This is a genomic window from Syntrophales bacterium (assembly GCA_030655775.1).
Taxonomy (GTDB): domain Bacteria; phylum Desulfobacterota; class Syntrophia; order Syntrophales; family JADFWA01; genus JAUSPI01.
In genome coordinates this window covers 1-25,307 of the sequence record JAUSPI010000190.1, presented here as the reverse complement: position 1 = coordinate 25,307, position 25,307 = coordinate 1, and the positions used below count along the sequence as shown (strand labels likewise).

At 45.3% G+C, this 25,307-nt stretch carries 19 protein-coding genes, 1 tRNA gene and 1 riboswitch; of the genes, 17 read left to right on the top strand and 3 right to left on the bottom strand.

The features are described 5' to 3' along the window. The first annotated feature begins 46 nt into the window (after positions 1 to 46). From ccsB to Q7J27_10265, 10 genes are all read left to right on the top strand, one after another. A complete protein-coding gene (gene ccsB / locus Q7J27_10310; protein ID MDO9529535.1) occupies positions 47 to 862 on the top strand; it encodes a c-type cytochrome biogenesis protein CcsB in 816 nt (271 codons plus the stop codon). A gap of 247 nt (positions 863 to 1,109) precedes the next feature. Next, positions 1,110 to 2,378 (top strand): glutamyl-tRNA reductase, encoded by a 1,269-nt coding sequence (gene hemA / locus Q7J27_10305; protein ID MDO9529534.1) that lies wholly within the window; start codon positions 1,110 to 1,112, stop codon positions 2,376 to 2,378. A gap of 135 nt (positions 2,379 to 2,513) precedes the next feature. Continuing rightward, positions 2,514 to 3,431: a hydroxymethylbilane synthase gene (gene hemC, locus Q7J27_10300; protein ID MDO9529533.1), complete on the top strand. Its 918-nt coding sequence runs from the start codon at positions 2,514 to 2,516 to the stop codon at positions 3,429 to 3,431. Positions 3,432 to 3,576: 145 nt separating this feature from the next. Further along, a complete protein-coding gene (gene cobA / locus Q7J27_10295; GenBank protein MDO9529532.1) occupies positions 3,577 to 5,091 on the top strand; it encodes a uroporphyrinogen-III C-methyltransferase in 1,515 nt (504 codons plus the stop codon). Beyond that, complete coding sequence (ahbC, locus tag Q7J27_10290) at positions 5,088 to 6,269, top strand: 12,18-didecarboxysiroheme deacetylase (GenBank protein MDO9529531.1); 1,182 nt, start codon at positions 5,088 to 5,090, stop codon at positions 6,267 to 6,269. The genes cobA and ahbC overlap by 4 nt, the downstream gene beginning before the upstream one ends. Positions 6,270 to 6,581: 312 nt before the next feature. Continuing rightward, entirely contained in the window at positions 6,582 to 7,553 is a 972-nt protein-coding gene (gene hemB / locus Q7J27_10285) for a porphobilinogen synthase (protein MDO9529530.1), read from the top strand. A gap of 66 nt (positions 7,554 to 7,619) precedes the next feature. Next, positions 7,620 to 8,717, top strand: coding sequence for a heme b synthase (ahbD, locus tag Q7J27_10280; protein ID MDO9529529.1), 1,098 nt, complete (start codon positions 7,620 to 7,622; stop codon positions 8,715 to 8,717). A 274-nt stretch (positions 8,718 to 8,991) separates the two neighbouring features. Beyond that, entirely contained in the window at positions 8,992 to 9,438 is a 447-nt protein-coding gene (locus tag Q7J27_10275; GenBank protein MDO9529528.1) for an AsnC family transcriptional regulator, read from the top strand. 45 nt (positions 9,439 to 9,483) lie between these two features. After that, positions 9,484 to 10,059 carry a nitroreductase family protein gene (locus tag Q7J27_10270; protein MDO9529527.1) on the top strand — a complete coding sequence of 192 codons (576 nt, stop codon included), beginning with the start codon at positions 9,484 to 9,486 and terminating at the stop codon, positions 10,057 to 10,059. A gap of 264 nt (positions 10,060 to 10,323) precedes the next feature. After that, a complete protein-coding gene (locus Q7J27_10265; GenBank protein MDO9529526.1) occupies positions 10,324 to 10,863 on the top strand; it encodes a hydrolase in 540 nt (179 codons plus the stop codon). Positions 10,864 to 10,942: 79 nt separating this feature from the next. Here Q7J27_10265 and Q7J27_10260 read toward each other — a convergent pair whose 3' ends face one another. The 3 genes from Q7J27_10260 to Q7J27_10250 form a co-directional block, all read right to left on the bottom strand. After that, positions 10,943 to 11,725, bottom strand: a complete 783-nt coding sequence (locus Q7J27_10260; GenBank protein ID MDO9529525.1) for a 4Fe-4S dicluster domain-containing protein — start codon at positions 11,723 to 11,725, stop codon at positions 10,943 to 10,945. Continuing rightward, positions 11,726 to 14,806, bottom strand: coding sequence for a formate dehydrogenase-N subunit alpha (fdnG, locus tag Q7J27_10255; GenBank protein MDO9529524.1), 3,081 nt, complete (start codon positions 14,804 to 14,806; stop codon positions 11,726 to 11,728). Between the two features lie 37 nt (positions 14,807 to 14,843). Continuing rightward, positions 14,844 to 14,961, bottom strand: a riboswitch (molybdenum cofactor riboswitch). Between the two features lie 48 nt (positions 14,962 to 15,009). Continuing rightward, a tRNA-Thr gene (locus Q7J27_10250) sits at positions 15,010 to 15,085 on the bottom strand. Between the two features lie 162 nt (positions 15,086 to 15,247). Here Q7J27_10250 and Q7J27_10245 point away from each other — a divergent pair. The 7 genes from Q7J27_10245 (at position 15,248) to Q7J27_10215 (ending at position 24,914) form a co-directional block, all read left to right on the top strand. Further along, positions 15,248 to 17,389 (top strand): adenylate/guanylate cyclase domain-containing protein, encoded by a 2,142-nt coding sequence (locus tag Q7J27_10245; protein ID MDO9529523.1) that lies wholly within the window; start codon positions 15,248 to 15,250, stop codon positions 17,387 to 17,389. A gap of 178 nt (positions 17,390 to 17,567) precedes the next feature. Next, on the top strand, positions 17,568 to 19,505 hold the full coding sequence (gene alr, locus Q7J27_10240; protein ID MDO9529522.1) for an alanine racemase: 1,938 nt from the start codon (positions 17,568 to 17,570) through the stop codon (positions 19,503 to 19,505). A 61-nt stretch (positions 19,506 to 19,566) separates the two neighbouring features. After that, the gene (locus Q7J27_10235; protein MDO9529521.1) at positions 19,567 to 20,628 is read left to right on the top strand and encodes a D-alanine--D-alanine ligase; all 1,062 of its coding nucleotides are present in this window, start codon (positions 19,567 to 19,569) and stop codon (positions 20,626 to 20,628) included. 67 nt (positions 20,629 to 20,695) lie between these two features. After that, positions 20,696 to 21,763 (top strand): D-alanine--D-alanine ligase, encoded by a 1,068-nt coding sequence (locus tag Q7J27_10230; GenBank protein ID MDO9529520.1) that lies wholly within the window; start codon positions 20,696 to 20,698, stop codon positions 21,761 to 21,763. Positions 21,764 to 21,893: 130 nt separating this feature from the next. Next, complete coding sequence (locus tag Q7J27_10225) at positions 21,894 to 22,673, top strand: ABC transporter permease (GenBank protein MDO9529519.1); 780 nt, start codon at positions 21,894 to 21,896, stop codon at positions 22,671 to 22,673. A gap of 1 nt (position 22,674) precedes the next feature. Then, entirely contained in the window at positions 22,675 to 23,430 is a 756-nt protein-coding gene (locus tag Q7J27_10220; protein ID MDO9529518.1) for an ABC transporter ATP-binding protein, read from the top strand. Positions 23,431 to 23,504: 74 nt separating this feature from the next. Beyond that, on the top strand, positions 23,505 to 24,914 hold the full coding sequence (locus tag Q7J27_10215) for an MlaD family protein (protein MDO9529517.1): 1,410 nt from the start codon (positions 23,505 to 23,507) through the stop codon (positions 24,912 to 24,914). Positions 24,915 to 25,307: the final 393 nt, after the last annotated feature.

Genomic DNA, 25,307 nt, shown 5'->3' with positions numbered 1-25,307 from the left:
TCTGCTGAAAGTAAGCAGCTATCTTTCGACATAAAAAGAAACAACAATGGATGTTTTATTATTTAAAATTGCTCTTTGTGCTTATTTTATAAGTACTCTGGGATATATCACGTCTCTTCTCGTTAAGAGGGTTTTTGTGGCCAAGGTTTCTACATGGATTCTTGTCCTGGCTTTTATTATACACGGGTTTTCTTTTCTTTTCCGGTGTATAGAAACCGGTCATAGTCCATTTATCAATTTGTACGATTCCCTTTCTTTTTTTGCATGGACAATAACCGGCACTTATCTTGCCTTCCAGGTTAAGACAAAAACGAGGGTTCTCGGCGCTTTTGTGTCACCTCTTGCCTTCTTGCTCATGATGGTGGCATCCGTCCAATTAGGCGGGGAGGTTTCCATATCGTCCATCTTACAGGGACGCTTGGTAACTATTCACGTAATATTGTCTGTCTCAGGTGAAGCTCTTTTCACCCTTGCGTGTTGCGCCGGTGTTATGTATCTGATTCAGGAAAATTTTATAAAAAATAAAAAGTCTAGTGGATATAGCAGGCTACTGCCTTCGCTGCGGGATTTAGACAGAGTAAATCACATCTGTCTTCTCTGGGGTTTCCCTATGTTAACAATGGGAATTATTGCCGGATCAATCTGGGCACGGACTGCCTGGGGTAGTCACTGGCAGTGGGACCCAAAACAGATATGGACACTGTTTGCCTGGATATTCTATGCCCTTTTATTACACCAAAGACTTGCCATAGGATGGAAGGGTAGAAAAGTTGCCCTTTTTTCCATTGTTGCTTTCTTAATTTTGCTTTTTGCTTTTGTTGGAGTGAACATGTTTTTTATAACATCACACAGGTTTATGTAAGAATAAATTTCAGGAGCCAGAATCCAGAATTAAAGCTCCCCTCAGCTTGCTGCGGGGAATCTCCGACTGTTAAGGAAAATTACTGACGTTATTCTTCTTTGAAGAATTGTTGATTTTATTCGCTCGCTAACCCCGCCACAAGCAGCGGGAAATGCGCTCGCTGTTCAGTTCAGAAGGAAATCGGAATATATTATCAATATAATCTTTTTGTTCTGACTCCTGATTTCTGGATTCTATTTTTGTGCTAATGAACATAATATTGATTGGGATAAATCACCGGACAGCTCCTGTGGAAATAAGGGAGAAGCTTTCCATTAACTGCGAGGACAACGACCGGCCTCTGGTAGAAATAATGAGAGTCCCGCAGATACGTGAGAGTTTGTTTCTTTCTACCTGCAACCGCGTGGAGGTGCTTGCAGGTGTGTCGGACATTCATTCTGCCGTAGAAAACTTAAAATCCGTCATTTTTTCTCTCGGTAATTTATCTTCAAAAGAGCTGGAAAAATGCCTTTATATTTATCACAGCGATGATGCGGTAAGACATTTGTTCCGGGTGGCTTCGAGTATTGATTCCATGGTCATGGGAGAACCACAGATACTGGGACAGGTCAAAGATGCTTATCGCCGCTGTGTAGAACATGGCTCGTCGGGAGTTATTCTGAATAAGCTGCTTCACCATGCCTTCCGAGTGGCAAAGAGGGTAAGGACGGAAACCGGTATTTCCAGTAATGCTGTTTCAGTAAGTTTTGCAGCAGTAAAGCTGGCAAAAAAGATACTTGGAGATCTCAGGGGGAAAACCATTCTTCTTGTTGGCGCCGGCGAGATGTCAGAACTGGCAGCAAAACATTTGATGAGCAATGGGGTTTCCAAGATTATTGTGGCCAATAGAACCTACGGGCAGGCTGTGAAGCTGGCGGATGATTTTCATGGCACACCAATAAGTTTTGACCTTCTTGAAGAAAAACTCAAGGAAGTGGATATAGTAATCAGCTCTACAGGCGCGCCCGGTTATATTATCGGAAAAGCAATAATCTCCTCCGCATTGCGCAGACGCAAGAACAGATTAATGTTCTTGATTGACATAGCAGTACCGAGGGACATCGATCCCGAGGTGAACACAATAGACAATGTTTATCTTTATAATATCGATAATCTCCAGGAAATTGTTGATGAAAACATAAACGTCAGGATGAGAGAGGCCGAAAAAGCCGAGACAATTATAGATGAGGAGGTTCTTAAATTTTCTGGATGGCTCAAGACGCTCGAAGCAGTTCCAACCATCGTTTCTCTCAGAGAAAAAGCGGATGAGATTACTGAGAGTGAACTGCAAAAATCAGCTTCCTGGATGAGGAATTTAGGTGAAGAGGAAAAGAAAAACATAAAAATCCTGATTTCTTCTGTGACAAATAAAATGCTCCATGATCCTATAACAGGTCTTAAGGAGGAAAGTCAAAATGACGGTGCCGCTCCTTACATAGCGGCTATCAGAAGATTATTCAGATTAGATGACGACTGATCCATCTTTATCTTTTCCCTTAAGAATGGAAGGGTGGCATGGACAAACTTGTTTGTCCGTGCAAAGAGACCTTCTGGGTGCCCCTCCTGGTAGGAGGGGTTAGGGGAGGGGGAACGGAGGTGACACATTAAGGAAATTCTAAGAATAGGAACACGCGGAAGTAATCTGGCGTTGAAACAGGCACACTGGGTGGCCGACAGGCTGAAAGAGAAATACCCTGACATGATTACGGAGATTTCCGTAATCAAAACAAAGGGAGACAGGATGCAAAATATTTCTTTGGCCAATATCGGGGGGAAGGGTGTTTTTGTCAAGGAAATTGAAGAAGCGCTCCTTAAAGGCGACATTGCGATTGCTGTGCACAGTATGAAGGATGTTCCCACAGAACTTCCGGAAGAGTTAGAAATAGGAGTCGTGACCGAAAGAGAGGATCCCAGAGATGTTCTGATATCAAGGGAAAACGGAAAATTAGAGGATCTGCCAACCGGGGCCCGGATAGGTACAGGTTCCCTCAGAAGGGCATTACAACTGCGTAATTTAATGCCGGATATCAAAATAGTTTCTATCCGGGGTAATCTGGACACGAGAATAAAAAAGCTAAAAACAGATGATCTTGATGGCGTGGTGGTTGCAGCGGCCGGGATGAAACGTATGGGATGGGCAGAGAGTATCTCTCAATTCATCCCCATCGCAGTAATGGTCCCCTCCCCCGGACAGGGCGCACTTGGTATAGAACTGCGAAAGGATGATGAAGAAATAAGAGACATTGTCTCCTTTCTCAATCACAGCTCATCGTCGATTGAAGTTATGGCCGAGAGGGCTTTTTTAACACAATTGGGGGGAGGATGTCAGGTGCCGATAGCGGCCTTCGGTAAACAACAGGACGATGAGTTAATTTTAAGAGGCCTTGTGGGAAGTCTTGATGGCAGGACTATAGTGGATGACGAAGTCAGGGGAAGCAGTAATGATTGGGAAGAGCTGGGGAAGATATTAGCCGAAAGAATATCGTCAAGAGGCGGTCGGGCAATACTGGAAGAAATATACAATATATAAGCGATCAGCTATCAGCGCTACACAGGGCTTTAACCCTACATTATAAGAAATGACAGCTAAATTCCCCTGTTTTAGAAATACTAAGGTTTTTAACGCAACAATAACCGAAAGCAATGCAGTGTGCTAAAAACGGAGTCTTAAACTAATGAAGAAGATGGGCAAGATATATATTATCGGTGCTGGACCAGGAGATCCCGGGCTTATGACGGTCAGAGGGTTACAATACCTGCAGGAGGCCAACGTAGTTTTCTATGATTATCTTGTCAGCAGTGAACTTCTCAACCATACGGCGGAAAATGCCCGGCTGGTCTACGTGGGTAAAAAGGGCGGAAACCATACCATTGCCCAGGATGAACTGAATAATCTCCTTGTAAAGGAGGCAAAAAGCGGGAATGTCGTTGCCAGACTTAAAGGGGGAGATCCCTTTATCTTCGGAAGGGGTGGAGAAGAAGCAGAAATGTTTTCAAAAGAAGGTATTCCTTTTGAGGTGGTTCCCGGTGTCACCTCTGCAGTAGCCGTTCCCGCCTATGCAGGGATACCCCTGACACACCGGGATTATACATCCACAGTTGCCTTTGTAACCGGTCATGAAGATCCTACAAAGGGTATAAGCGATATAGACTGGGAGAGCATCTCCGCTATCGGAACCGTTGTTTTCTTGATGGGTGTCAAGAACTTGAGGCATATCGTGGAAAACCTGGTCGGCAACGGGAGGGCTTCAGAGACACCGGCTGCCCTGATAAGGTGGGGAACAACGGCGGATCAAGAAACCCTGACGGGAACTCTTCGAAATATAGTAGAGATAGCGGAAGAAAAAAATTTTTCACCCCCGGCGATATTTGTCGTAGGAAATGTGGTAAATTTGAGAGAATCCCTGAACTGGTTTGAAAAGAAGCCCCTCTTCGGTAAAGGAGTCGTCATTACGAGACCCGTGGAACAGGCAGGAGAATTTGCAGATATCTTGCATAGAGCGGGGGCTCGAGTTATCTATTGCCCCACGATAAAGATTATGCCGCCCGACAATTTCGATGATCTGGACCGGGCGATAGAAAATATAGAAAAATACCACTGGATTGTATTTACCAGTGTAAACGGGGTTAAGTTTTTCTTCAAGCGCCTTGATGATTTGAATAAGGACATAAGAGACCTCAAGGGAATCAGGATATGTGCCATAGGACCCGCTACCTCTGCTGCCGTGGAAAATTACGGGATCCGCATCGATATCATCCCCGATGATTACACATCCGAAGCTGTTCTGGAAAAATTTCAGGAACAGAAAATCAGGGACAAGAACATTCTCCTGCCGAGGGCGGAAATTGCCAGTGACGTCATTCCGGAGGGCCTTTCAAAACTCGGTGCAAACGTAGACGTCGCGGTAGCTTACAGAACAGTTAGTTCGGGAAGAGACAGGACAGAGCTTTGTGAATTGATAGAGCAAAACAAGGTTGACGTCATTACCTTCACCAGTCCTTCCACTGCGATTAACTTCCTGAATATTATGGGAGAGGACTTCCGTCTTCCCGAAAGCATAAAGACAGCGTGCATAGGGCCTGTGACGGCCGCTGCCACGGAAAAACTCGGGTTCAAGACCGACATCATGCCGGAGACATATACTATTTCCGGCCTTGTAGATGCACTGATTGAGGATTTTAGATTATGATTGGAATTTCAAAGCTATATTGCGGGGCTGTGGAGCCATCAGATGTCCTTCGTTATGGGAGGGACTCCGAGGATCTTCCTTCACATCTCCTCCAGTTTTCCATTGACAAGAAGCCTGTGGTCGTCTGGAATGCAACCAGAAGATGCAACCTTAAATGCATCCACTGTTACTCGAGTTCTCAAAATATACGCTACAGCGATGAATTGAATACCGATGAAGGGAAAGAACTGATATCTGACCTTGCCTCGTTCGGATGTCCGGTTATTCTCTTTTCCGGCGGTGAACCATTGATAAGAAAGGATCTTCCCGAGCTTATCCGGTTCGCTGTGGATAAGGGTATGCGGGCAGTGATTTCAACAAACGGCACACTGATGACAAAAAACCTGGCAAAGATCTTTGGAGAAATCGGCCTTTCCTATGTTGGCGTGAGCCTCGATGGAATGAAGGAAACACATGACAGGTTCAGGGGGGTTAGTGGGGCTTTTGATGCCACCCTGAAAGGAATCAGGCTCTGCCAGGATGAGGGTATAAAGGTGGGAGTGCGCTTTACCATAAGCAGGAAAAATTCCTCCGAAATCCCTTCCATTTTTGACTTCATTGAGGAAAGAGAAATCCCCCGGGCATGTTTTTATCACCTCGTCTATGCGGGACGCGGCTCCGAGTTGATTGATGAAGATCTGTCCCACGATGAAACGAGAAAAGTGGTAGATATTATCATGGACAGGACAAGAGATCTTTTTCATCGTGGAATGGAAAAAGAGATACTCACCGTGGACAACCATGCCGATGGCCCTTATGTATATTTGCGCTTGTTAAAGGAAGACCCCCAAAGAGCCGGCGAAGTCTTTGAGCTTCTCATGATGAATGAGGGAAACAGTTCCGGAAATGGTATCGGGTGTGTGAGCTGGGATGGTGAGGTCCACGCAGACCAGTTCTGGAGAAATGTGTCCTTCGGTAATGTCAGAAAACGTCCCTTCAGTGAGATATGGCTGGATACATCAAATGAATTGATGGCAAAATTGAAAGATAAAAAACCTCACGTGAAGGGGAGATGCGCAACCTGCCGCTGGCTCGATATCTGCGGGGGCAATTTTCGGGCGAGGTCTGAGGCGGCATCAGGTGACATCTGGACACCTGACCCGGCCTGTTATCTGACAGATGAGGAAATAAAAGTTTAAAGTCTAAATTCAAGTATGATGTATTCGTAAAAAGTTTTTTCGAAGCGCATTCGAAGAATCACGCAAGTCATTCAAGCATTTTGGGGAAAAGATGGTGGTAGTGACCGGCGTTAAGAAAATCTAACTGTTTGAGTGCGTTAGCACGAGTTTTAGATTTTTAGCCGGGCAATAACAGCATCCCCAAAATGGTTCTGAGCGAAGAAAAGTGGCTTTTTACAAATACATCAAGTATCAAAGGAAACAAACATAAATGAACTTCAAGCTTTAGACTTTAAACTTTAAACTCGAAACTTTAAACTCAGGAGTGAGACCATGTATTATCCAGTTTACAGGCCAAGGAGATTGAGGAAAAACGCAAATTTCAGGAGGATGATACGGGAGACACAATTATCCGTTGATGACCTTGTTTATCCCCTCTTTGTAACCTCTGGCCGTAATGTCAAGAAACCTATCAACTCCATGCCGGGCAATTTTCAGATGTCTGTCGATCATCTGGTGAAAGAAGTGCAAAAAACAAAAGATGTCGGTATTCCCGCGGTACTTCTTTTCGGCATTCCCGACAAGAAAGACGAAGTCGGTTCAGGTGCATTTGCCGACGATGGGATTATCCAGCAGGCAACAAGGAAAATTAAGGAGAAGGTGCCTGATATCATTGTAATTTGTGACGTATGTCTCTGTGAATATACCAGCCACGGTCATTGCGGCACTATTAAAGACAACGATGTGGACAATGATGCCACCCTGGAAATCCTCGCAGAAACAGCCCTGTCTCAGGCGAAGGCCGGTGCGGATATGATAGCCCCTTCCGGTATGATGGACGGCGGTGTCGGGGCAATCAGGGATGCCCTCGATGAGGAAGGATATGATGCCCTTCCCATTATGGCCTATTCAGCCAAGTATGCCTCATGCTTTTACGGACCCTTTCGCGAAGCCGCCGAAGGTGCACCGCAATTTGGGGACAGGAAATCATACCAGATGGATCCGGCCAATTCCGATGAGGCTATCCGGGAGATAACCCTCGATGTTGAAGAGGGCGCAGATATTATTATGATTAAGCCTGCGCTTCTTTATCTCGATATTATCTACAGGGCTAAGGAGGAATTTGACCTGCCGATAGCGGCCTACAATGTCAGCGGGGAGTTTGCTATGATCAAGGCTGCTGCAAATCTTGGCTGGCTGGATGAAGAAACGGCGATGATGGAATCCCTCACATCAATAAAGAGGGCGGGGGCGGATATTATTATCACCTATTTCGCCCGGGATGCGGCGAAACTGCTGGTTTAGAGTTTCGAGTTTAAAGTTTTGAAGATTAGGGGCGGGGTTTATCCCTGCCTGATAGGGTTATCAGTAATGGTTTCAAATAAACAATCTTTAATCTTACCCCCTACACTTCGCATGATTGCCTGGGAAGTAACCAGGAGCTGTAACCTCTCCTGTATACACTGCCGGGCCTCATCAGAATACGGCCCCTATGAAGGGGAACTCACCACTGATCAATGTTTGAAGCTCGTTGACAACATAGCATCTTTCAGCAAACCGGTGATTATCCTGACCGGTGGTGAACCACTCATGCGGGAGGATATCTTTGAGATTGCTTCTTATGGAGATAAAAAGGGGTTGCGTATGGTGCTGGCCACGAACGGGACACTGGTAACCGAGGAAATTGCCGTAAAGATGCTTGAATCAGGAATCAAAAGGGTCAGTATCAGTATTGATGGTCTGGATGCGGAAAGTCATGATGCCTTCCGCGGGGTATCCGGCGCCTTTGAGGAAGCGATGGCCGGAATTACAGCCATGAAAAAAGCCGGAATGGAATTTCAGATCAATACCACTATAACCCGGGTCAATCTGGATCAGATTCAGGAAATTCTGAATCTGGCCATCGGGCTGGGTGCCGCCGCCCACCACATCTTTCTCCTTGTACCCACAGGGAGGGGAAGAGAGATGGCTGATCAGGAGATACAACCGCAAGATTATGAAGAAACGTTGAACTGGTTTTATGAACAGAGTTTCACTTGCCCGATTCAGCTCAAAGCTACCTGCGCTCCTCACTACTTCCGCATTTTCCATCAGCGAAGAAAGGAACCCCCGGCGGAATCAAGGGAAGAAAGAGATTCATTGAATGCCATGACCAGAGGCTGTATGGGGGGGATTTCGTTCTGTTTTATTTCCCATACGGGGCAGGTGCAGCCTTGTGGTTTTCTTGAGATTGACTGTGGTCAACTCAAAGAAAAAAGCTTGGAAGATGTTTGGAATAATTCCCCTGTTTTTACTGATCTGAGGGATTTGAGTAAGTACAAGGGGAAATGCGGCAGGTGCGAATTTATTAAGGTGTGCGGCGGTTGCCGTGCACGCGCTTATGAAATCACGGGAGACTACCTGGCTGAGGAACCATTTTGTATTTATGAACCGAAAAAGAAGGTTTCAAGTTTAAAGTCTAAATGCTAACTTTGGAATAAAAGCGTACCCCCCTTTATTTTTGAATTATTACAATGCTCAATACAGAAGGTACTTTTAAAAACTTTTTAAACGACATGATTGTATGGTTTTAGCATTATAAAATAAGGGGATAGAAGAATGTTACTTTGATTGCTATGAATCAATTTAAACTACATATTTTCGGTACGATTTTATTCCAAAGTTAATTCAAGGGGGTACGCTTTCATAGCAAAGCCAGCCTCTAAAGTTTAAAGTCTTGAAACCTGAAACATGAAACTTTATCATGGATCCAATAGACAAAAAAATTCTTAATATTATCCAGACCGATTTTCCGATTGATGTAAAACCCTTTACCGTTCTGGCTAAAAAAATCGGCATCGGTGAGGATGAAGTCCTGAAACGTGTCAAAAAGCTGAAGGAGACAGGGATCATTCGCAGAATGGGCGCAGTGTTTGACACCCGAAAACTTGGTTTTGCAAGCACTCTCTGTGCCGCTCGGGTCTCAGAGGAGAAGCTGAAAGAATTTGTCGAAATCGTCAATTCTTATCCGGGGGTAACCCATAATTACAGAAGAAACCACGAATACAATGTCTGGTTTACTTTCATGGCTTCCACCGAAGAAGAGATACAAAAATCGCTGACGGAAATTAGCGAAAAAACTGGCATGTCTGATATACTCAACATGCCTGCTAAACAGAATTTCAAGATTAATGTTAGTTTCGATTTCTAAAGTTTCTTTTTAATATACCTAATTTTAAAACTATGAGGAGGGCAAATGATAAGAGATTTGATACAGAAAAACAGAAGCTACAGAAGATTTTATCAGGATTTTGTCATTGAACTTGGTACACTGAGAGAACTTGTTGATCTTGCGAGAATCTCTGCTTCGGCAGCCAATATGCAACCGCTAAAATATGTCCTTTCCTGTGAAGTTCAAAAGAATGCCCTGATATTTCCACACCTTGAGTGGGCCGGTTATCTGAAAGACTGGTCCGGTCCATCAGAAGGGGAAAGGCCATCCGCATACATCATTATACTCGCAGATACACAGATAAGCCGATCCACTGGCTGTGATCACGGAATTGCTGCCCAGAATATCCTTCTTGGTGCAACGGAAAAGGGTTTAGGGGGCTGTATGATCGCCTCAATCAGTCGGACAAAACTTCGCGAAATCCTCAAACTACCACCGCACCTCGAAATAATTCTTGTCCTGGCCCTCGGAAAACCAAAGGAAACGGTGATAATAGAAACCGTTGGCCCTGATGGAAACATAAAATACTGGCGTGACAGCGAAGGCAAGCACCATGTGCCAAAGCGATCTATTAATGATATTATAGTTAGCCAGGTTTGATGCACTCGCAAAAAGTCTTTTCGGAGCGAATTCGAAGAATAACGTAAGTAATTTAAGCATTTTGGGGAAAAGATGGTGGTAGTGACCGGCGTTAAGAAAATCTAACTGTTTGAGTGCGTTAGCACGAGTTTTAGATTTTTAGACGGGCAATAACAGCATCCCCAAAGTGGTTCTGAGCAAAGAAAGGTGACTTTTTATGAGTGTATCAGGTTTAACCTCAAACAGGACAGTGGAAGCTGTTATTGTAGAAAGGAGTTATTGCTCATGCTTACTTTAGAAAATATGGCCTTAATTGTTGTTGACTTTCAGGGCAATCTGGCCCATTCGATGTATGAAAAGCATCAACTTTTTGAAAACGCACAGAAGATAATTAAAGGGGCAAGCGTCTTTGGAATACCCATCCTCGCGGTAGAACAGACCCCTGACAAACTTGGTTCGACGATACCTGAAATCGACAACCTCCTCTCCGGCATTCAACATATAAGTAAAACTAACTTTAACTGCTGTGATAACGAACGCTTTATGCGTGAACTTAAATCGCTGAACAGGAACCAGCTTTTGCTTACAGGAATCGAAACGCATATCTGTGTCTATCAGACGACTATGGGTCTGCTTAATATGGATTATGAAGTCCATATTATTGCAGACGCAGTTTCTTCAAGAACAGTTAGAAACAGAAACATAGGGCTTGAGAAAATGCAAGATGGCGGCGCAAGTTTGACAAGTACGGAGATTGTGTTATTTGAATTGCTGAAATCTGCGGAACATGAAAAATTCAGAGAAGTAATAAAGATCGTGAAGTAAAAAACCGCGCCTTACAAAAAAGGCCTGCTCATATCGAGCAGGCCTTTTCCTTCAAAAGCTTAAACCATCTTCTTTTTCATTAACCTTCCGTCTTACTTGTTCCCGTCCCCTCATCGTTAGATTTTGGATCTTGAGTAAGATAACGTAAGAAGGAGGGACCAATCAAACCACCTGCCGCAAGCAAACCAAAAGGCTTGAACATATCCTTCCATGAGGCTTGCTTTGCCGGTTTTACCGGAAGTTCATCATATACGTCCACTTTTTCTGTAAGGACATATATGACGTGGGTTCCATCTACAAATTTATCCCCGTAGACTGATGCATCTCCACCAAGTTCTTTAGCACGTTCGTATGCCTTTTTCAGGATGTCTGCCTGGTTGCCGAACTGAAGGGCACCGGTGGGACACGCCTTGACACAGGCAGGCAATAAATTGTTCTCCAGCCTGGTCGTGCACATGTCACACTTGAAGGCCTTCTCGAGTTCTGCGTCCAGCTTTGGAATCCCGAAAGGACATGCATCGACGCATGCTCCACAGCCTATGCACTTTTCGCGGCGAATACCAACCGTTCCAAACTCTGTATAGTACAACGCATTTTCCGGACACACCTCGACACACGCTGCATCGGTGCAGTGCATGCATCCATCTTTTCTAAATAACCAGTTGACACCACCGTTACCATCGGATACCTCCTGGAACCTGATAAGAGTCCAGGTGTTTGGCTGAAGGTCGGGGGGATTCTGATATGTCCCGGTATTTTTAGTCTGCTTTGCAGGCAAACCGTTCCACTGCTTACAGGCTAATTGACAGCCCCTGCATCCGGTACATTTTGAAAGATCAATGAGCTTAGCTTTCTTAGACATTTATTTCACCCCCTTCTTCTCAACATTTACCATGAAGGCCTTGCTCTCAGGTATCATGGTATTGGCATCTCCGATGAATGGTGTAAGCAGATTAGCTGAATCACCAGAGGTAAAAACCTCAGGTTTCTTGTCGCCCTGGACATACTTCCTCATGTTCGTTGTCACCCATCCATAGTGCCACGGAATACCGACCTGATGAACGACAGTGCCGTTCAGTTTAAAGGGTTTGAATCTCGCTGTGACGATAGCCACGGCATCGACTTCGCCCCTGATCGATTTTACAATAGTCCGATCACCATTTTTGATGTCCTTCATCTTGGCAAGCTCTTGACTCATCTCGACAAACATTTCAGGCTGCATCTCTGCAAGCCAGGGACACCATCTTGTCATGAGACCAGTCTGCCAGTGCTCACTAACTCGATAGGTAGAACAGACAAAGGGAAATCTTGGATCGCAGGTTGCCCTTGCATCCACATTTGTCCCTGTTCCCTCTTTATCCCATCTCTTGATAGTCGGGTTGACCATTTGAGGTGACATAAAGTTCTTTTCTACGGGGCATTCCAAAGGCTCATAATGTTCTGGAAATGGTCCATCAGCAAGTCCCGGTCCAAAAATACTACCGACACCATGGGTTTTCATGATGAAGGGAGGTCTCCCTGAACCAGGCTTTGCAACACCGTCAGGAACATCTCCTGTCCACTTGGAACCATCCCACTTGATTACGGGATGCTCTTTGTCCCAGGGGTTTCCATTCAGATCAACTGAAGCGCCATTGTAGATGATCCTGCGGTTGACAGGCCAGCACCATGACCAATCGGAGTAAAGGCCTATGCCGGATTCATCCTTGCCTCCGCGCCGTGCCGCCATATTCCCTTTTTCAGTATAGGAATTACAGTACAGCCAGTTTCCGGAAGAGGTCGAACCGTCATCCTGGAGAAAGGCAAAACTTGGCACCAGTTCGCCTTTCTTGTAGAGCTTCCCTTTGATCTCCTTGTCTTCGAGGAAGTACCCGTTGATTTCCTTGGCAATATAGTGGGCATCCAGATGCTTGACCTTGCCGTCAGCACCTTTAGGACCGTACTCCCAGGTCATTTTTGTAATAGCCTCTTTCAGAGGCCCGCCTTCTTTTTCGTAAAGCTCTTTTACCTTGTAGAAGAGCTCGGCAATGATTTCACCATCAGGCATGGCGACTCCGGGTGAATTAACCGCCTTGTATCTCCACTGCATCCAGCGGCCGCTGTTGGTAATACTGCCTTCTTTTTCAATTGAGGCAGAACATGGAAGCATGAAGACCTCTGTCTTGATCTTCTTCGGATCCATACCGGGTCCCTTCCAGAAGGAACCTGTCTCACTGTCAAAGATGTTGACATTGACCATCCAGTCCAGTTTGGTCATAGCCTGTCTTGTTTTGTTGGAACTGGCACCGCTGCAGGCAGGATTCTGCCCCCATGAGAAGAATCCGGTGAATTTTCCTTTGTACATTGCATCAAAGAGACTCAGCCAGGAGTAATCTACACCGTCATCCAGCTTGGGCAGATAGCTATAGGCCTCTTCCAGACTGACATCTGTCCCGTAATGCGCCCTCAGGAGACTTGCTATGTATTTCGGATAGTTGCTCCACCAGTTCAGACTATTCGGCTCCTTTGTTGTAGGCGTATATTTATCATTGTACGCTTTCAATGTAGGAAGAGACGCCTTTGGTGTCTTGAGATACCCGGGGATGATGTGAAAGAGCAGACATTGATCTGTAGATCCCTGAACATTGGACTCACCCCTTAAAGCGTTGACACCACCGCCGGCAAGTCCCATGTTTCCAAGGAGGAGCTGGATTATGGCCATTGTCCTGATGTTCTGGACACCCACCGTATGCTGCGTCCACCCCATGGCATACATGATAGTCCCAGCTTTTCCTACCTTGCCGGTTTTTGAGTATTCCTTGTAAACCTCAAGAAGTTTTTCCTCCGGAGTACCGGTAATGTTGGATACGGTATCGGGGTTATACCTTGAATAATGTTTATTCAAGAGCTGGTATACACAGTCAGGATCCTTCAGGCTTTGATCTTTTTTAACGACACCGTTGGCATCCGTCTGGAATGACCATGTGGATTTATCATACTTGCCGTCGGTGAGCCCGGAGAAGACACCCTTATTGTCCCCAGGAAGTTTAATTTTCGGATTTACCAGGAAAGAAGCATTTGTGTAATTGACGACATACTCTTTTTGAATGAGGTTATTGTCCAGAATATATTTAATCATGCCTCCAAGAAAGGCTATATCTGAACCTGACCTCAGAGAAGCGAAGATGTCTGCTTTCGCGGAGGTCTGGGTAAATCTTGGATCAACACTGATAAGTTTAGCGCCATTCTCCATTGCCTGTGTAACATACTTAAAGGAAACGGGATGGTTTGATGCGGGGTTACTGCCCATTGCCAAAATACAATCACTGTTTCTAATGTCAATCCAGTGATTGGTCATCGCACCGCGTCCGAACGACTCTGCCAGAGCCGCAACAGTTGCGCTGTGTCAGATACGGGCCTGGTGTTCAATATAAGTCAGGCCCAACCCCCTTAAGAATTTTTGATAGATGAAACACTCTTCATTGTCCATGGCGGCACTGCCAACCGAAGCTATCCCGTCTGTTCGGTTGACTACCTGTCCCTTGGCATTTCTTTCCTTGAAACTCTTATCACGACTCTTCTTTACATTTTTGGCAATCCTGTCAATCATCCATTTCCAGGATTTTTCCTCCCACTTATCGGAATAAGGTGCCCGGTAAAGTGGTTTGTCAAGCCGGTTTTTATTGACCGACAGCTGGTAAATAGACCCTCCCTTGGTGCAGAGAGACCCCCTGTTAATGGGGTGATCGGGATCACCTTCCGTGTTGATGACCTTACCCTTCTGAGTGGCGACAATTATGCCGCATCCAACAGAACAGTAAGGACAGATCGTAGTGGTCTCTTTAGCATACTGGATCTTCAGTGGTTCGGCATGAGCTAATACCGGTTTCAGACTGATTCCGATACCGCTTGCCATTAACGCCACACCGGAGATCTTCAAGAAACCTCTTCTGGTAACTTTCATAACAATGCGCTCCTTTCTTAAAGTTTAGTTAGGAAAATACCCTCTTATTTACTCTCCTTTCCAAACACGGGAGGCACAACTGTTTCCGGTTATACCCACTGTCCGCTCTTCATAGACAAATCCTTTAGAAGACGCGGATCGGAGAAACATAAGCTAATCACTGACGGGTCCAATTAAATATGGCGGATCCCTTTTATACTCCCTGGAGCCGATGAGCGGAGTTGAACCGCTGACCTACTGATTACGAATCAGTTGCTCTACCGACTGAGCTACATCGGCAAATGTAGTCTAATTTTTGACTATTTTACAAGAATGATTTGGCTATCATAAAGCCATCTACCTTGTCAAGATATTTGTTATCTAAAATTTGCAACCCTCAAATCCTTTGTCTTGACTTTCAAAAAGGGTTTGATATTATTTGTTAAATTCCAAGGAGTTCCCATGAACAACCTATTCAAGAGACTGCTGTCAATATCCCCCCTGAAAATAAGCCTTGTTATTGTTTTCATAGCAATCATCTTCTATTTAATGAATGTTCCTTTCCTTAGATTTATGGAGCTAAAAACCCTGGATCTGAGGACGCTTTCCCGGGGCGAGAGGTGTCCAGGAGGAAATATAGTAATTGCGGCCATTGATGAGAAGAGTTTAAGTGAACTGGGGCGATGGCCATGGCCGAGGGCAACCATTGCAAAACTCGTTGACACCCTGAAGGAATACGGAGCAAAAGTCGTGGGAATGGATATCGTCTTTGCCGAACCTGCGGACACCGATCCAATACTCGCTGAATCGATGAAGAATGCGGGAAATATCACCCTCGGCTATTTTTTCCACACCACAGAGAAGGAAATCGCACACCTGAACAAAGAGGACGCCCAGAAATGTGCCAATAATATTTCCTACTCCAAATATCAGATAGTACAGTTCATAGGCAAACCGGATGAATCCATTCTGCCACAAGCATGTGCGGCTGCAGCAAACGTGGGGCCGCTGTCCGATGCGGCAGAAAATAGCGGATACTTTAATTGTTTCCCAGACAGTGACGGAACGATAAGGTGGTCCCCTCTGGTTATGAAATTCGGAGACGACTTTTATCCCCCTCTTTCCATCTCTGTCCTTCTTCAGTACATGGACTGGCCCATGATGACCCTGAAGATGGCCGACTTTGGCGTTGATTCCATACGGATAGGTGATCTTGGTGTCCCGACCGACGAATCGGGGAGAATGTTGATAAATTATCTTGGGCCCGCCAAGACCTTTCCTCATTATTCGATTGCCGATATCATAAGCGGCCGCCTGAAACCGGCACTTTTTAAAGACAAAATCGTTCTGGTGGGGGCTACAGCTACAGGTATTTACGACATGAGGGTAACTCCCTTCAGTACTACGTATCCGGGAATCGAAATTCATGCCACTGTAATAGACAATATACTAACTCAAACCTTTCTTAAGCGTCCCGGCTGGATCGGGGTATTTGACATTACCGCTATACTTTTCTTCGGTCTTATCCTCGGCATTGTTCTGTCCAGGGTCAGGGGTGCTTACGGTGTTTTTTTCAGCCTTCTGTTACTTGTAACGTATATCCTGATCAACTGGTTTATCTTCTCCCATTATAACATCTGGCTCAATCTAATCTACCCAGTCATTACAATACTTACAGTCTACCTCGGCATAACGATCTACAAGTACATAACCGAAGAGCGGGAGAAGAAAAAGATACGCGGTGCTTTCCAGTATTACCTTACCCCTTCCGTAATCAACGAACTTTTGAAGGATCCCTCAAAGCTGAAGCTCGGGGGGGAAAAGATGAATCTTACAGTCCTCTTCTCTGATATACGGGGGTTTACCACCGTTTCCGAGAAACTGTCGCCGGAGGAACTCGTACACCTCCTCAATGAATACCTGACCGCCATGACCGGTGTAGTATTCAGATACGATGGGCTCCTCGACAAATACATGGGAGATGCTATTATGGCAGTCTTTGGTGCCCCGCTGCCCCAGGATGATCATCCGGTAAGCGCCTGCAGGTCCGCCCTTGGTATGATGGATGAACTGAGGAAACTTCAAAAGAAGTGGGCAGATGAAAGCAGGCCTGTTCTTGATATCGGAATCGGTATCAACAGCGGTGAAATGGTAGTGGGCAATATGGGTTCCGATATGAGGTTCGATTATACGGTCATGGGTGATAATGTAAATCTTGGTTCAAGGTTGGAGGGAATCAACAAAGAATACGGAACAAATATCATTATCAGTGAATACACATACAACGAGGTAAAGGATAAATTTTTGTGCCGGGAACTTGATTTTGTCAGGGTCAAGGGGAAGGAACTCCCTGTAAGGATATATGAGCTTTTAGGGGAAAGAGGAGATGTTGAAAACCGGGGAGATTTTGTTAAGCTGTTTGAGGAGGGACTGGCAAAATACAGACAGGGACAGTGGGATGAGGCTGTTGCCTTTTTCCAGGATGTGTTATCTATCCATCAGGGTGATCCTCCCTCAGAGCTGTACATCAGAAGGTGTCGAGAGCTTAAAAAAAATCCACCTGACGGTAAATGGGACGGGGCTTATATTATGACGAAAAAATAAAGTTTAAAGTGTGAAGTGAGCTAAAGTGCCTAAAGTTAAAAATGCGCTTTCAGCGCAGCCTGTTTCAAATTTGACCGCGCCGAAGGCGTGTACATTAACTTTAGCTCACTTTAAGCACTTCAAACTTTAGGCACTTTTGTTGTTGCGGCTTTGCCGCCCTTGAGGGAGTATATTCAAAATGTCATTAAGAGAAAACCTGAAATACAGAAGCTGGGTGGAGGTTGACCTCGAAAACTTCAGCCACAACCTGGGCGAAATAAAGAAGATTGTTGGCCCCGATGTCAAGGTTTTACAGGTAGTCAAGGCAGACGCCTATGGTCACGGAGCAATTGAAATTTCCAACGTTGCTCTGAAAAACGGCGCCTCCTTTCTCGGAGTTGCCAATGCAGATGAAGGAGTACAACTGCGGGTAAGCGGGATAAACGCACCGATACTCATAATGAGTCCGGCCACCGTTTCCGAAATAAATGAGATAATCAAATACAATTTGACTCCATCGATTTCCGATCTCGGTTTTGCCCGGGAGTTACAAAAAAGTTATGCAAAAGCGGCCGTCAAAGCCCCAATTCATATAGAAGTGGATACAGGTATGGGAAGGGGTGGAACTACTCATCAAGAGGCCTTCAATATCATTAGTGAAATCCTTGACTTTCCCAACATCACAATAGAGGGCATATTTTCGCACTTCTCATCAAGTGAAGTTGAGGATGAAGACTATAACCAGGCGCAGTGGAAACTGTTCAAGGAACTTATCGAAATGCTGGAGGAAAACAATATACATATTCCCCAAAAACATATGTCCAACAGCGGTGGACTCCTTAACTTTCCACAATTCAGTCTTGATATGGTGCGGCCCGGTCTTATGTCTTATGGTATTTACCCATCCCCGGACACAGAATCAAAAGCAGACCTCGCTTCGGTCATGAGCTTCAAGACAAGCGTGGTTCTTCTAAAAGATTTTCCCAAGGGTTATAGCATTGGTTATGGGAGAACTTACGTTACGGAAAAACCGACCAGGATAGCAACCATTCCCGTCGGATACGGAGACGGTTACGGTTGGATACTCTCAAATCAGGGAGATGCCCTGATACGGGGGACAAGAGTCCCTGTTGTGGGGCGTGTCTCCATGGATATGTGCACCATAGATGTAACGGATATACCGGATTGCCAGGTAGGAGACGAGATCGTCTTGATGGGAAAACAGGAAAGCGAATACATCTCCGCCAATGAGATTGCCAAAAAAGCAAAGACAATAAGCTATGAAATATTATGCGCGCTGGGCAAGAGGGCTCCCCGGGTATTTGTACATAAGGGGAAAACCGATACCGTAGAACCACGATTGAGGCGAATATACATCCCCGATGAGGAAAAATCCATATCACGGATAGACAATATAATCCGAAACTGCTTCCAGACGAGAGCACGGGATACGGAATTGGGCAACGCAATCTACTATGAGATGTTTGAAACGCTCTTCGGGAAAAAGGACCGGCAGCTCGAATTAAGGACAGATTTTAAATACGATATAAATGTGACCGATGACGATCTTACGAAAGACTATTTCACGGTAACAACCCATATAGAATATACCAAAACCCTTAGAAATAACACATTCATCATCGGGTGTGCTTTAAATAACAAACAACTCTCCGCCCTTTTCGAGGATGAAAGATGTGAGTACAGATGGCTTCTCAATCGGGGGGAAGGCCTGTTCAAGGAAAGTGACTTCAATGTAAATCGTGTTCGTGTCAACAGCGAGGATGTCACTATTATCAGAAAGGAAGAAACAGACAGAGGATACGAGGTCTGGTGCGGGGGGAACACGCTAAAAAAGAATTTGAACAAACCGGTTAAGATGGAGATTGAAATTATAACCAAGCAGTTCAAGGCTAATAATCTTTTTTCTGTATATCTCGTTTACCCCACAAGAGGACTTGAAATCTCTTTTAACTACGACGGCGCAAAATTGAAGAATGTAAAAGAGATAAGTTTCTTTGCCGGAAAACATCCCTATCCTGAGGTGGTCAAAGAGGAGGGTAAATCGATAAAGTTGAAGATCAGCGACGATGAATGGATATTCCCGAACAGCGGGGTAACATTTATCTGGGATTTATAACTCGTTTCAAGGGCAGTACGTTTTCGGGGTTTAAGCTAAACTCAAAGAAAGGCTATTTTTGATGGGAAATTTAAGAGTCGGTATCATCTTTGGCGGTATGTCCTCGGAAAAAGAGGTTTCCTTAAACAGCGGCAGGAATGTCTATGACAACATTGACAGGGAAAAGTATGAGGGAATACCAATATTCATGGATGATGCCGCAAGATTATGGATACTCCCCTGGCAGCTTGTATCTCAAAACACAACCACTGATATCTCGGAACAGCTTGACACAAAGGCAAGAAGGATATCCTATGAGGGACTTAAAGATGAAATCGATTTTGCTTTCATTTCCCTGCATGGAAAATACGGAGACGATGGGTGCATCCAGGGTCTTCTTGAACTGCTGCGTATCCCCTACACAGGACCGGGAGTATTGGCATCGGCTCTCGGAATGGATAAGCATATCCAACAGAAAATTCTCAAGTTTTACGGTATCGGTGTGCCCGAAAGCATGATAATCCAAGAGAAAGAGTGGAAAGAAAACAAAGAAAGTGTTGAAAAAAAATTGATAAACAGATTTGGACTTCCCTTCATCACAAAACCAACAAGGGAAGGATCGAGTATAGGGGTAACAATAGTAAATAATTCGAGTTCCCTTGAGAGGGGAATTACTGAAGCTCTCAAATGGGATAACGTTGTTCTTGTAGAGGAGTATCTGGATGGTATAGAATTTTCGTGCATCATCCTGGAAGAGAATGACAAGCCTCTTCCTTTGGCGCTGACGGAGATTTATCCCCAAAGCGAGTTCTACACATACGATGACAAGTATATGCCTGGGAGATGCAGAAAGTTCACCCCTCCGAAAAATATTCCAGCCGACGTTGCGGAACAGATCAAAGAGGAAGCCGTACAAGCCTTCAAGGCATTAGGATTCAAGTCCTATGGCAGGATTGACGGATTCGTTTTAAAAGACGGTCGGGTGCTTATCACAGACCCTAATTCATCGTCCGGCATGGCACCTTCTTCGTTTTTTTTCGAACAGGCAGCCTGCGCCGGTATGCTCCCCTCCATGATAATATCAAGGCTTATTGAAATTTCTCTCAAAATTCATAAAGAAAAGAAAGGGGCATTGCAGGGATAAAAGTTCATACTTTACAAAACAACCAAATAACATTATAGTCGTGCACAACTAACGCATTGGAAAGAAAATGGACGTCAAAGACGCTAATAAATTGAGAGTCGGAATCATTATGGGGGGAATGTCCTCGGAAAAGGAGGTTTCCCTGGAAAGTGGTAGGAATATCTTCAGCAAGATCAGTCGTGAAAAGTACGATCCAATGCCTGTTTTTATGGACAGCCAGGGTGGCTTCTGGGAGATACCCGTTAAGTTGCTGATGCGAAATAGCACCAGTGATATTGAAGTAGATCTGGAGGAGGAGGCCATTCCTATTCCTTATGAAGAGCTGAAAGAGCGTGTAGACTTCGTATATGTGGGTCTTCATGGGAAATATGGAGAGGACGGATGTTTGCAAGGCCTGCTGGAACTTTTGAAAATTCCTTACACCGGCTGCGGCGTACTCGGTTCCGCCCTGGGTATAGACAAATATACTTCCAGAAACGTACTCGCAATGAACGGGATAGATGTACCGAAAACCGTGCCGGTGACCAGAAGAAGGTGGGATAACGAGGACAGAGAGGTGTTTCTTAAAAGAATTGATGAAGAGATAGGGTTCCCCTGTGTGGTTAAACCCACAAGGGAAGGATGCAGCACCTCTGTCAAGAAGGTGATGTCAACAGAAGGAATTCCTGACGCCCTTATCTCTGCCTTCGAATGGGACAACACGGTACTGGTTGAAGAATTTATCGACGGGACTGAAGTTACATGCGGGGTTATAGGAAATGATGATCCTCTCCCCCTGACACCTTCAGAAACCATTCCTACGAAAGATATCCTTTCCCTCGAAGACAAATTTCTCTATGGCCAGGGTGAAAATAAGACCCCCGCCAGACTTCCGGAAGAAAAATTGAAAGAGATACAGAAAGTAGCTGTGGATACATATCGTGCCCTTGGGTTGAAAGTATATTCAAGGATTGACATGTTTGTGAGAAAGAATGGACGGGTGGCGGTCCTCGAGCCCAATACTCTTCCCGGTATGACTCCTTCGACTGTACTCTTTCACCAGGCAGCCGCTTCCGGAATAGACCAATCGGGCTTGATCGACCGGGTCATTCAATTATCGCTGGAAGCCCATGCAAAGAAGAGGGGACCATTATAAGTGTACGGCACAAAGAATCAAGATGAGAACAGTTTTATTAGTTCAATTGGTTTTATTCGTTTCATTGGTTAACTAATCGAACCAACAGAACAGCATTTAATATAAACCCTTAACCCTTAACCTGTGATAGATGAATAAAGTTTCTACCGCCATCGATAATCTGGGAAGGGCAGTCCTGCAAAATGTCGAGGAGATGGGGAAGCTCCTACTCCTTTTCATTTCTGTCTTAAGCTGGATGATCAGGCCCCCTTTAAAGCTCCGGAACATCTTCAAGCAGATGGAATTTGTCGGTGTTAAATCAATCTTTGTCGTTGTCCTGACCGGCACATTTACCGGCATGGTTCTGGCTCTCCAGGGATATCATGGTTTCAGAATGTTCAGTGCGGAGAGCCTGGTCGGTTCCACGGTAGCCCTGGGTATGACCAGAGAACTCGGACCAGTCCTCACGTCCCTTATGGTAACAGCCCGGGCTGGTTCCGCCATGGCTGCGGAGCTGGGAACCATGCGGGTGACTGAACAGATCGATGCCCTCTCCGTCATGGCCACAAATCCCGTCAAACATCTCATCGTTCCGAGAGTCATTGCAGGGGTTATTATGGTCCCTGTTTTAACCATAGTGTCAGATTTCGTGGGAATACTGGGCGGGTACTTTGTGGGAGTTGTCCTTTTGAATATCAATTCAGGTATCTTTGTCAAAAATATTACCAGGTACGTGGGACTCGATGATATTTATAACGGATTGATTAAGGCGGCGGTCTTTGGCCTGATCCTGTCTCTGGTCGGCTGTTACAAGGGGTTCAATACCAGCGGGGGTGCAGAAGGCGTGGGGAAAGCGACAACAGAGGCGGTGGTATTGGCATCGATAACCATACTGGTAAGCGATTATTTCCTCACCGCTATTATGTTCTGATATGGCAAATATAATTGAAATTATTGATCTTCATAAATCGTTCAGAGAACAAAAAGTCCTGGACGGGGTTAATCTCGCTATCGAAGAGGGGAAGACAACAGTGATCATCGGGAGGAGCGGAGGGGGGAAGAGCGTTCTCCTGAAGCATATCATAAGGCTCCTCAAACCGGACAGCGGTCAAGTCTTAATAGGTGGCACCGATATTACCACCCTCAATGACAGGGATCTTAACGAAATCAGAAAGAAGTTCGGGATGCTCTTCCAGGAAAGTGCTCTTTTCGACTCGATGAATGTGGGGGAGAATGTGGCATTCCCTTTGAGAGAACAGACAAAGATGAAGGATGATGAGATAAAAAAAGTCGTCGCCGACAGGCTCAGGGCGGTTGGACTCACCGGCATCGAGGACAAGATGCCCTCCGAGTTGAGCGGCGGTATGAAAAAAAGGGTAGGGCTGGCAAGGGCGATCGCTATGCACCCCCAGATGGTTCTCTTTGATGAGCCCACAACGGGCCTTGATCCAATCATGACCGAAGCGATAAACAACCTGATCATCGATACCCAGAAAAATTTCAACCTGACAAGCATCGTCATCAGCCACGATGTCTCTTCCATCTTCAAAATCGGTCACAAGATAGCAATGTTACATGAAGGCAAGATAGTGGAATACGGGACACCCGAAGAGATTAGAGAATCAAAAAATCCGGTACTGGAGCAATTTCTTTCAGGAAATACCGAAGGTCCGATCAAGGTGATATAAATTAAGGGGTTCGAGTGAACAACAACGTTTCATTCTACCTTCTTACCTCTTAACTCCTAACGTGGAGGCGTAAGATGTTGTCAATTAGTTCAGAAGCAAAGGTAGGTCTGTTCGTCCTGGTGGCCTTAATCATACTGGGATACATGTCATTCAGGGTGGGAGAGTACGGCTTCGGTTTTAAAAAAGGATATCCTGTAGATGTTGTATTTGACAACGCGGCAGGGCTGGAGAAGGATGCCTCGGTACAGATCGCCGGTGTAGAGGTGGGAAGAGTTGAAACGATAAGACTCAAAGACGGGAAAGCCCTTGTAACCATGCGGATACTTCCGGAGGTCAAGCTGGAGGAAGACGCGGTGGCTTCTATTAAAACTCACGGTATTCTGGGAGAGAAATACATAGAAATTATTCCGGGAACAAAAGGCGAACCTTTCCTTGCGGAGGGGGGAGAGATCACACATGTGCAGCGTCCGGCCGATATCGACAGACTTTTGTCACAACTCGGTTCAATAGCCGATGACGTAAAAGTGGTGACCACTTCCTTGAGCAGGGTTCTGGGGGGAGAGGAAGGTGAAGAGTCTTTCAAAAGTATCGTTAGAAACACCAGAGATCTCACTGAAAGCCTGAACAAGGTCGTGAGACAAAACGACGAAAAATTCTCTCAGATGATCACAAGCCTTAGGGAGGCATCCATACAGATGGAGAAAACGTTTGCCTCTCTCAGCGCAATAACGGAGGGGATAAATAAGGGGGAAGGGACGATTGGACGTCTTGTTAAAGACGATTCTACTATCGACAAGCTCAATAAAACCCTCGCTTCTCTCCAGGAGATCTCCGATAAGATCAATGAAGGCAAGGGAACAATCGGTAAACTGATACATGATGATGAAACGGTTGATAATCTTAATGAAACCCTGTCCGGCATCAACAGATACGTAACCAAGGCGGAACAGTTCAGGACATTCTTAAGCTACCGTGGTGAATACCTCTTTGATAACAGTAATGCAAAAAGCTACCTCGAGCTGAAGATCCAGCCCAAGGAGGATAAGTTTTACATTCTCGGCTTGGTAGCTGATCCGAGGGGGAGAAGAACGGTAAAGGATTCCACAACTGACGGGGTAACTATCCGCACGGAGGAGTGGGAAAAAAATGGGCTCCTCTTCAATGTAGAGATCGCCAAGAGATGGAAAGATATCGTTCTCCGGGGAGGTCTTCTGGAATCCACCGGTGGTGTGGGAATAGATTACTTTGCCTTTGATGATGATCTTATGTTTACTTTCGAGGCATTCGATTTTGATACCGACAGGGATCCACACCTCAAGGTCTTTGCCGAATACAGACTTTTCAAACACCTGTATCTCTCGGCAGGGTGGGATGACTTTCTTAGCGACGAGGGGAACGAGTCACCCTTCGTCGGAGTTTCGATACGGTTCGAAGATGAAGATCTCAAATACCTTCTGACCAGTGCACCCATTCCCAAGGATTAATCCTTGGGTACTCTCTATGCGCCATAGCGTGAACATCGCCATAAAATTGGAAGTCCTGCTTGCTTCGGAATTCCCTTTATCGTCTTTGCCTTTCCTGCAATTCAGGGCGAACAGCTTGCGATACTCTCCGCCTCTTCCATCTCTATCGTCGGGATATCATTATGATTATAGTGAGCGAACGATACGGTTCCCACGTTGAAACGATTGCTTCCATAATTATGATTGCTTCTCTTGCAGCATATTTATAACCCCGTGTTGATTCCCACAATAAACTGACCAAAATATCCTGATTATATTGAACAAGATGCCGGATTTTCAGATTAAGTAGACAGGGGACTGAGGTTTATCAATCAGTCCCCTGTCTTTGTTCTATCTACGAGTTAAAAGATGATT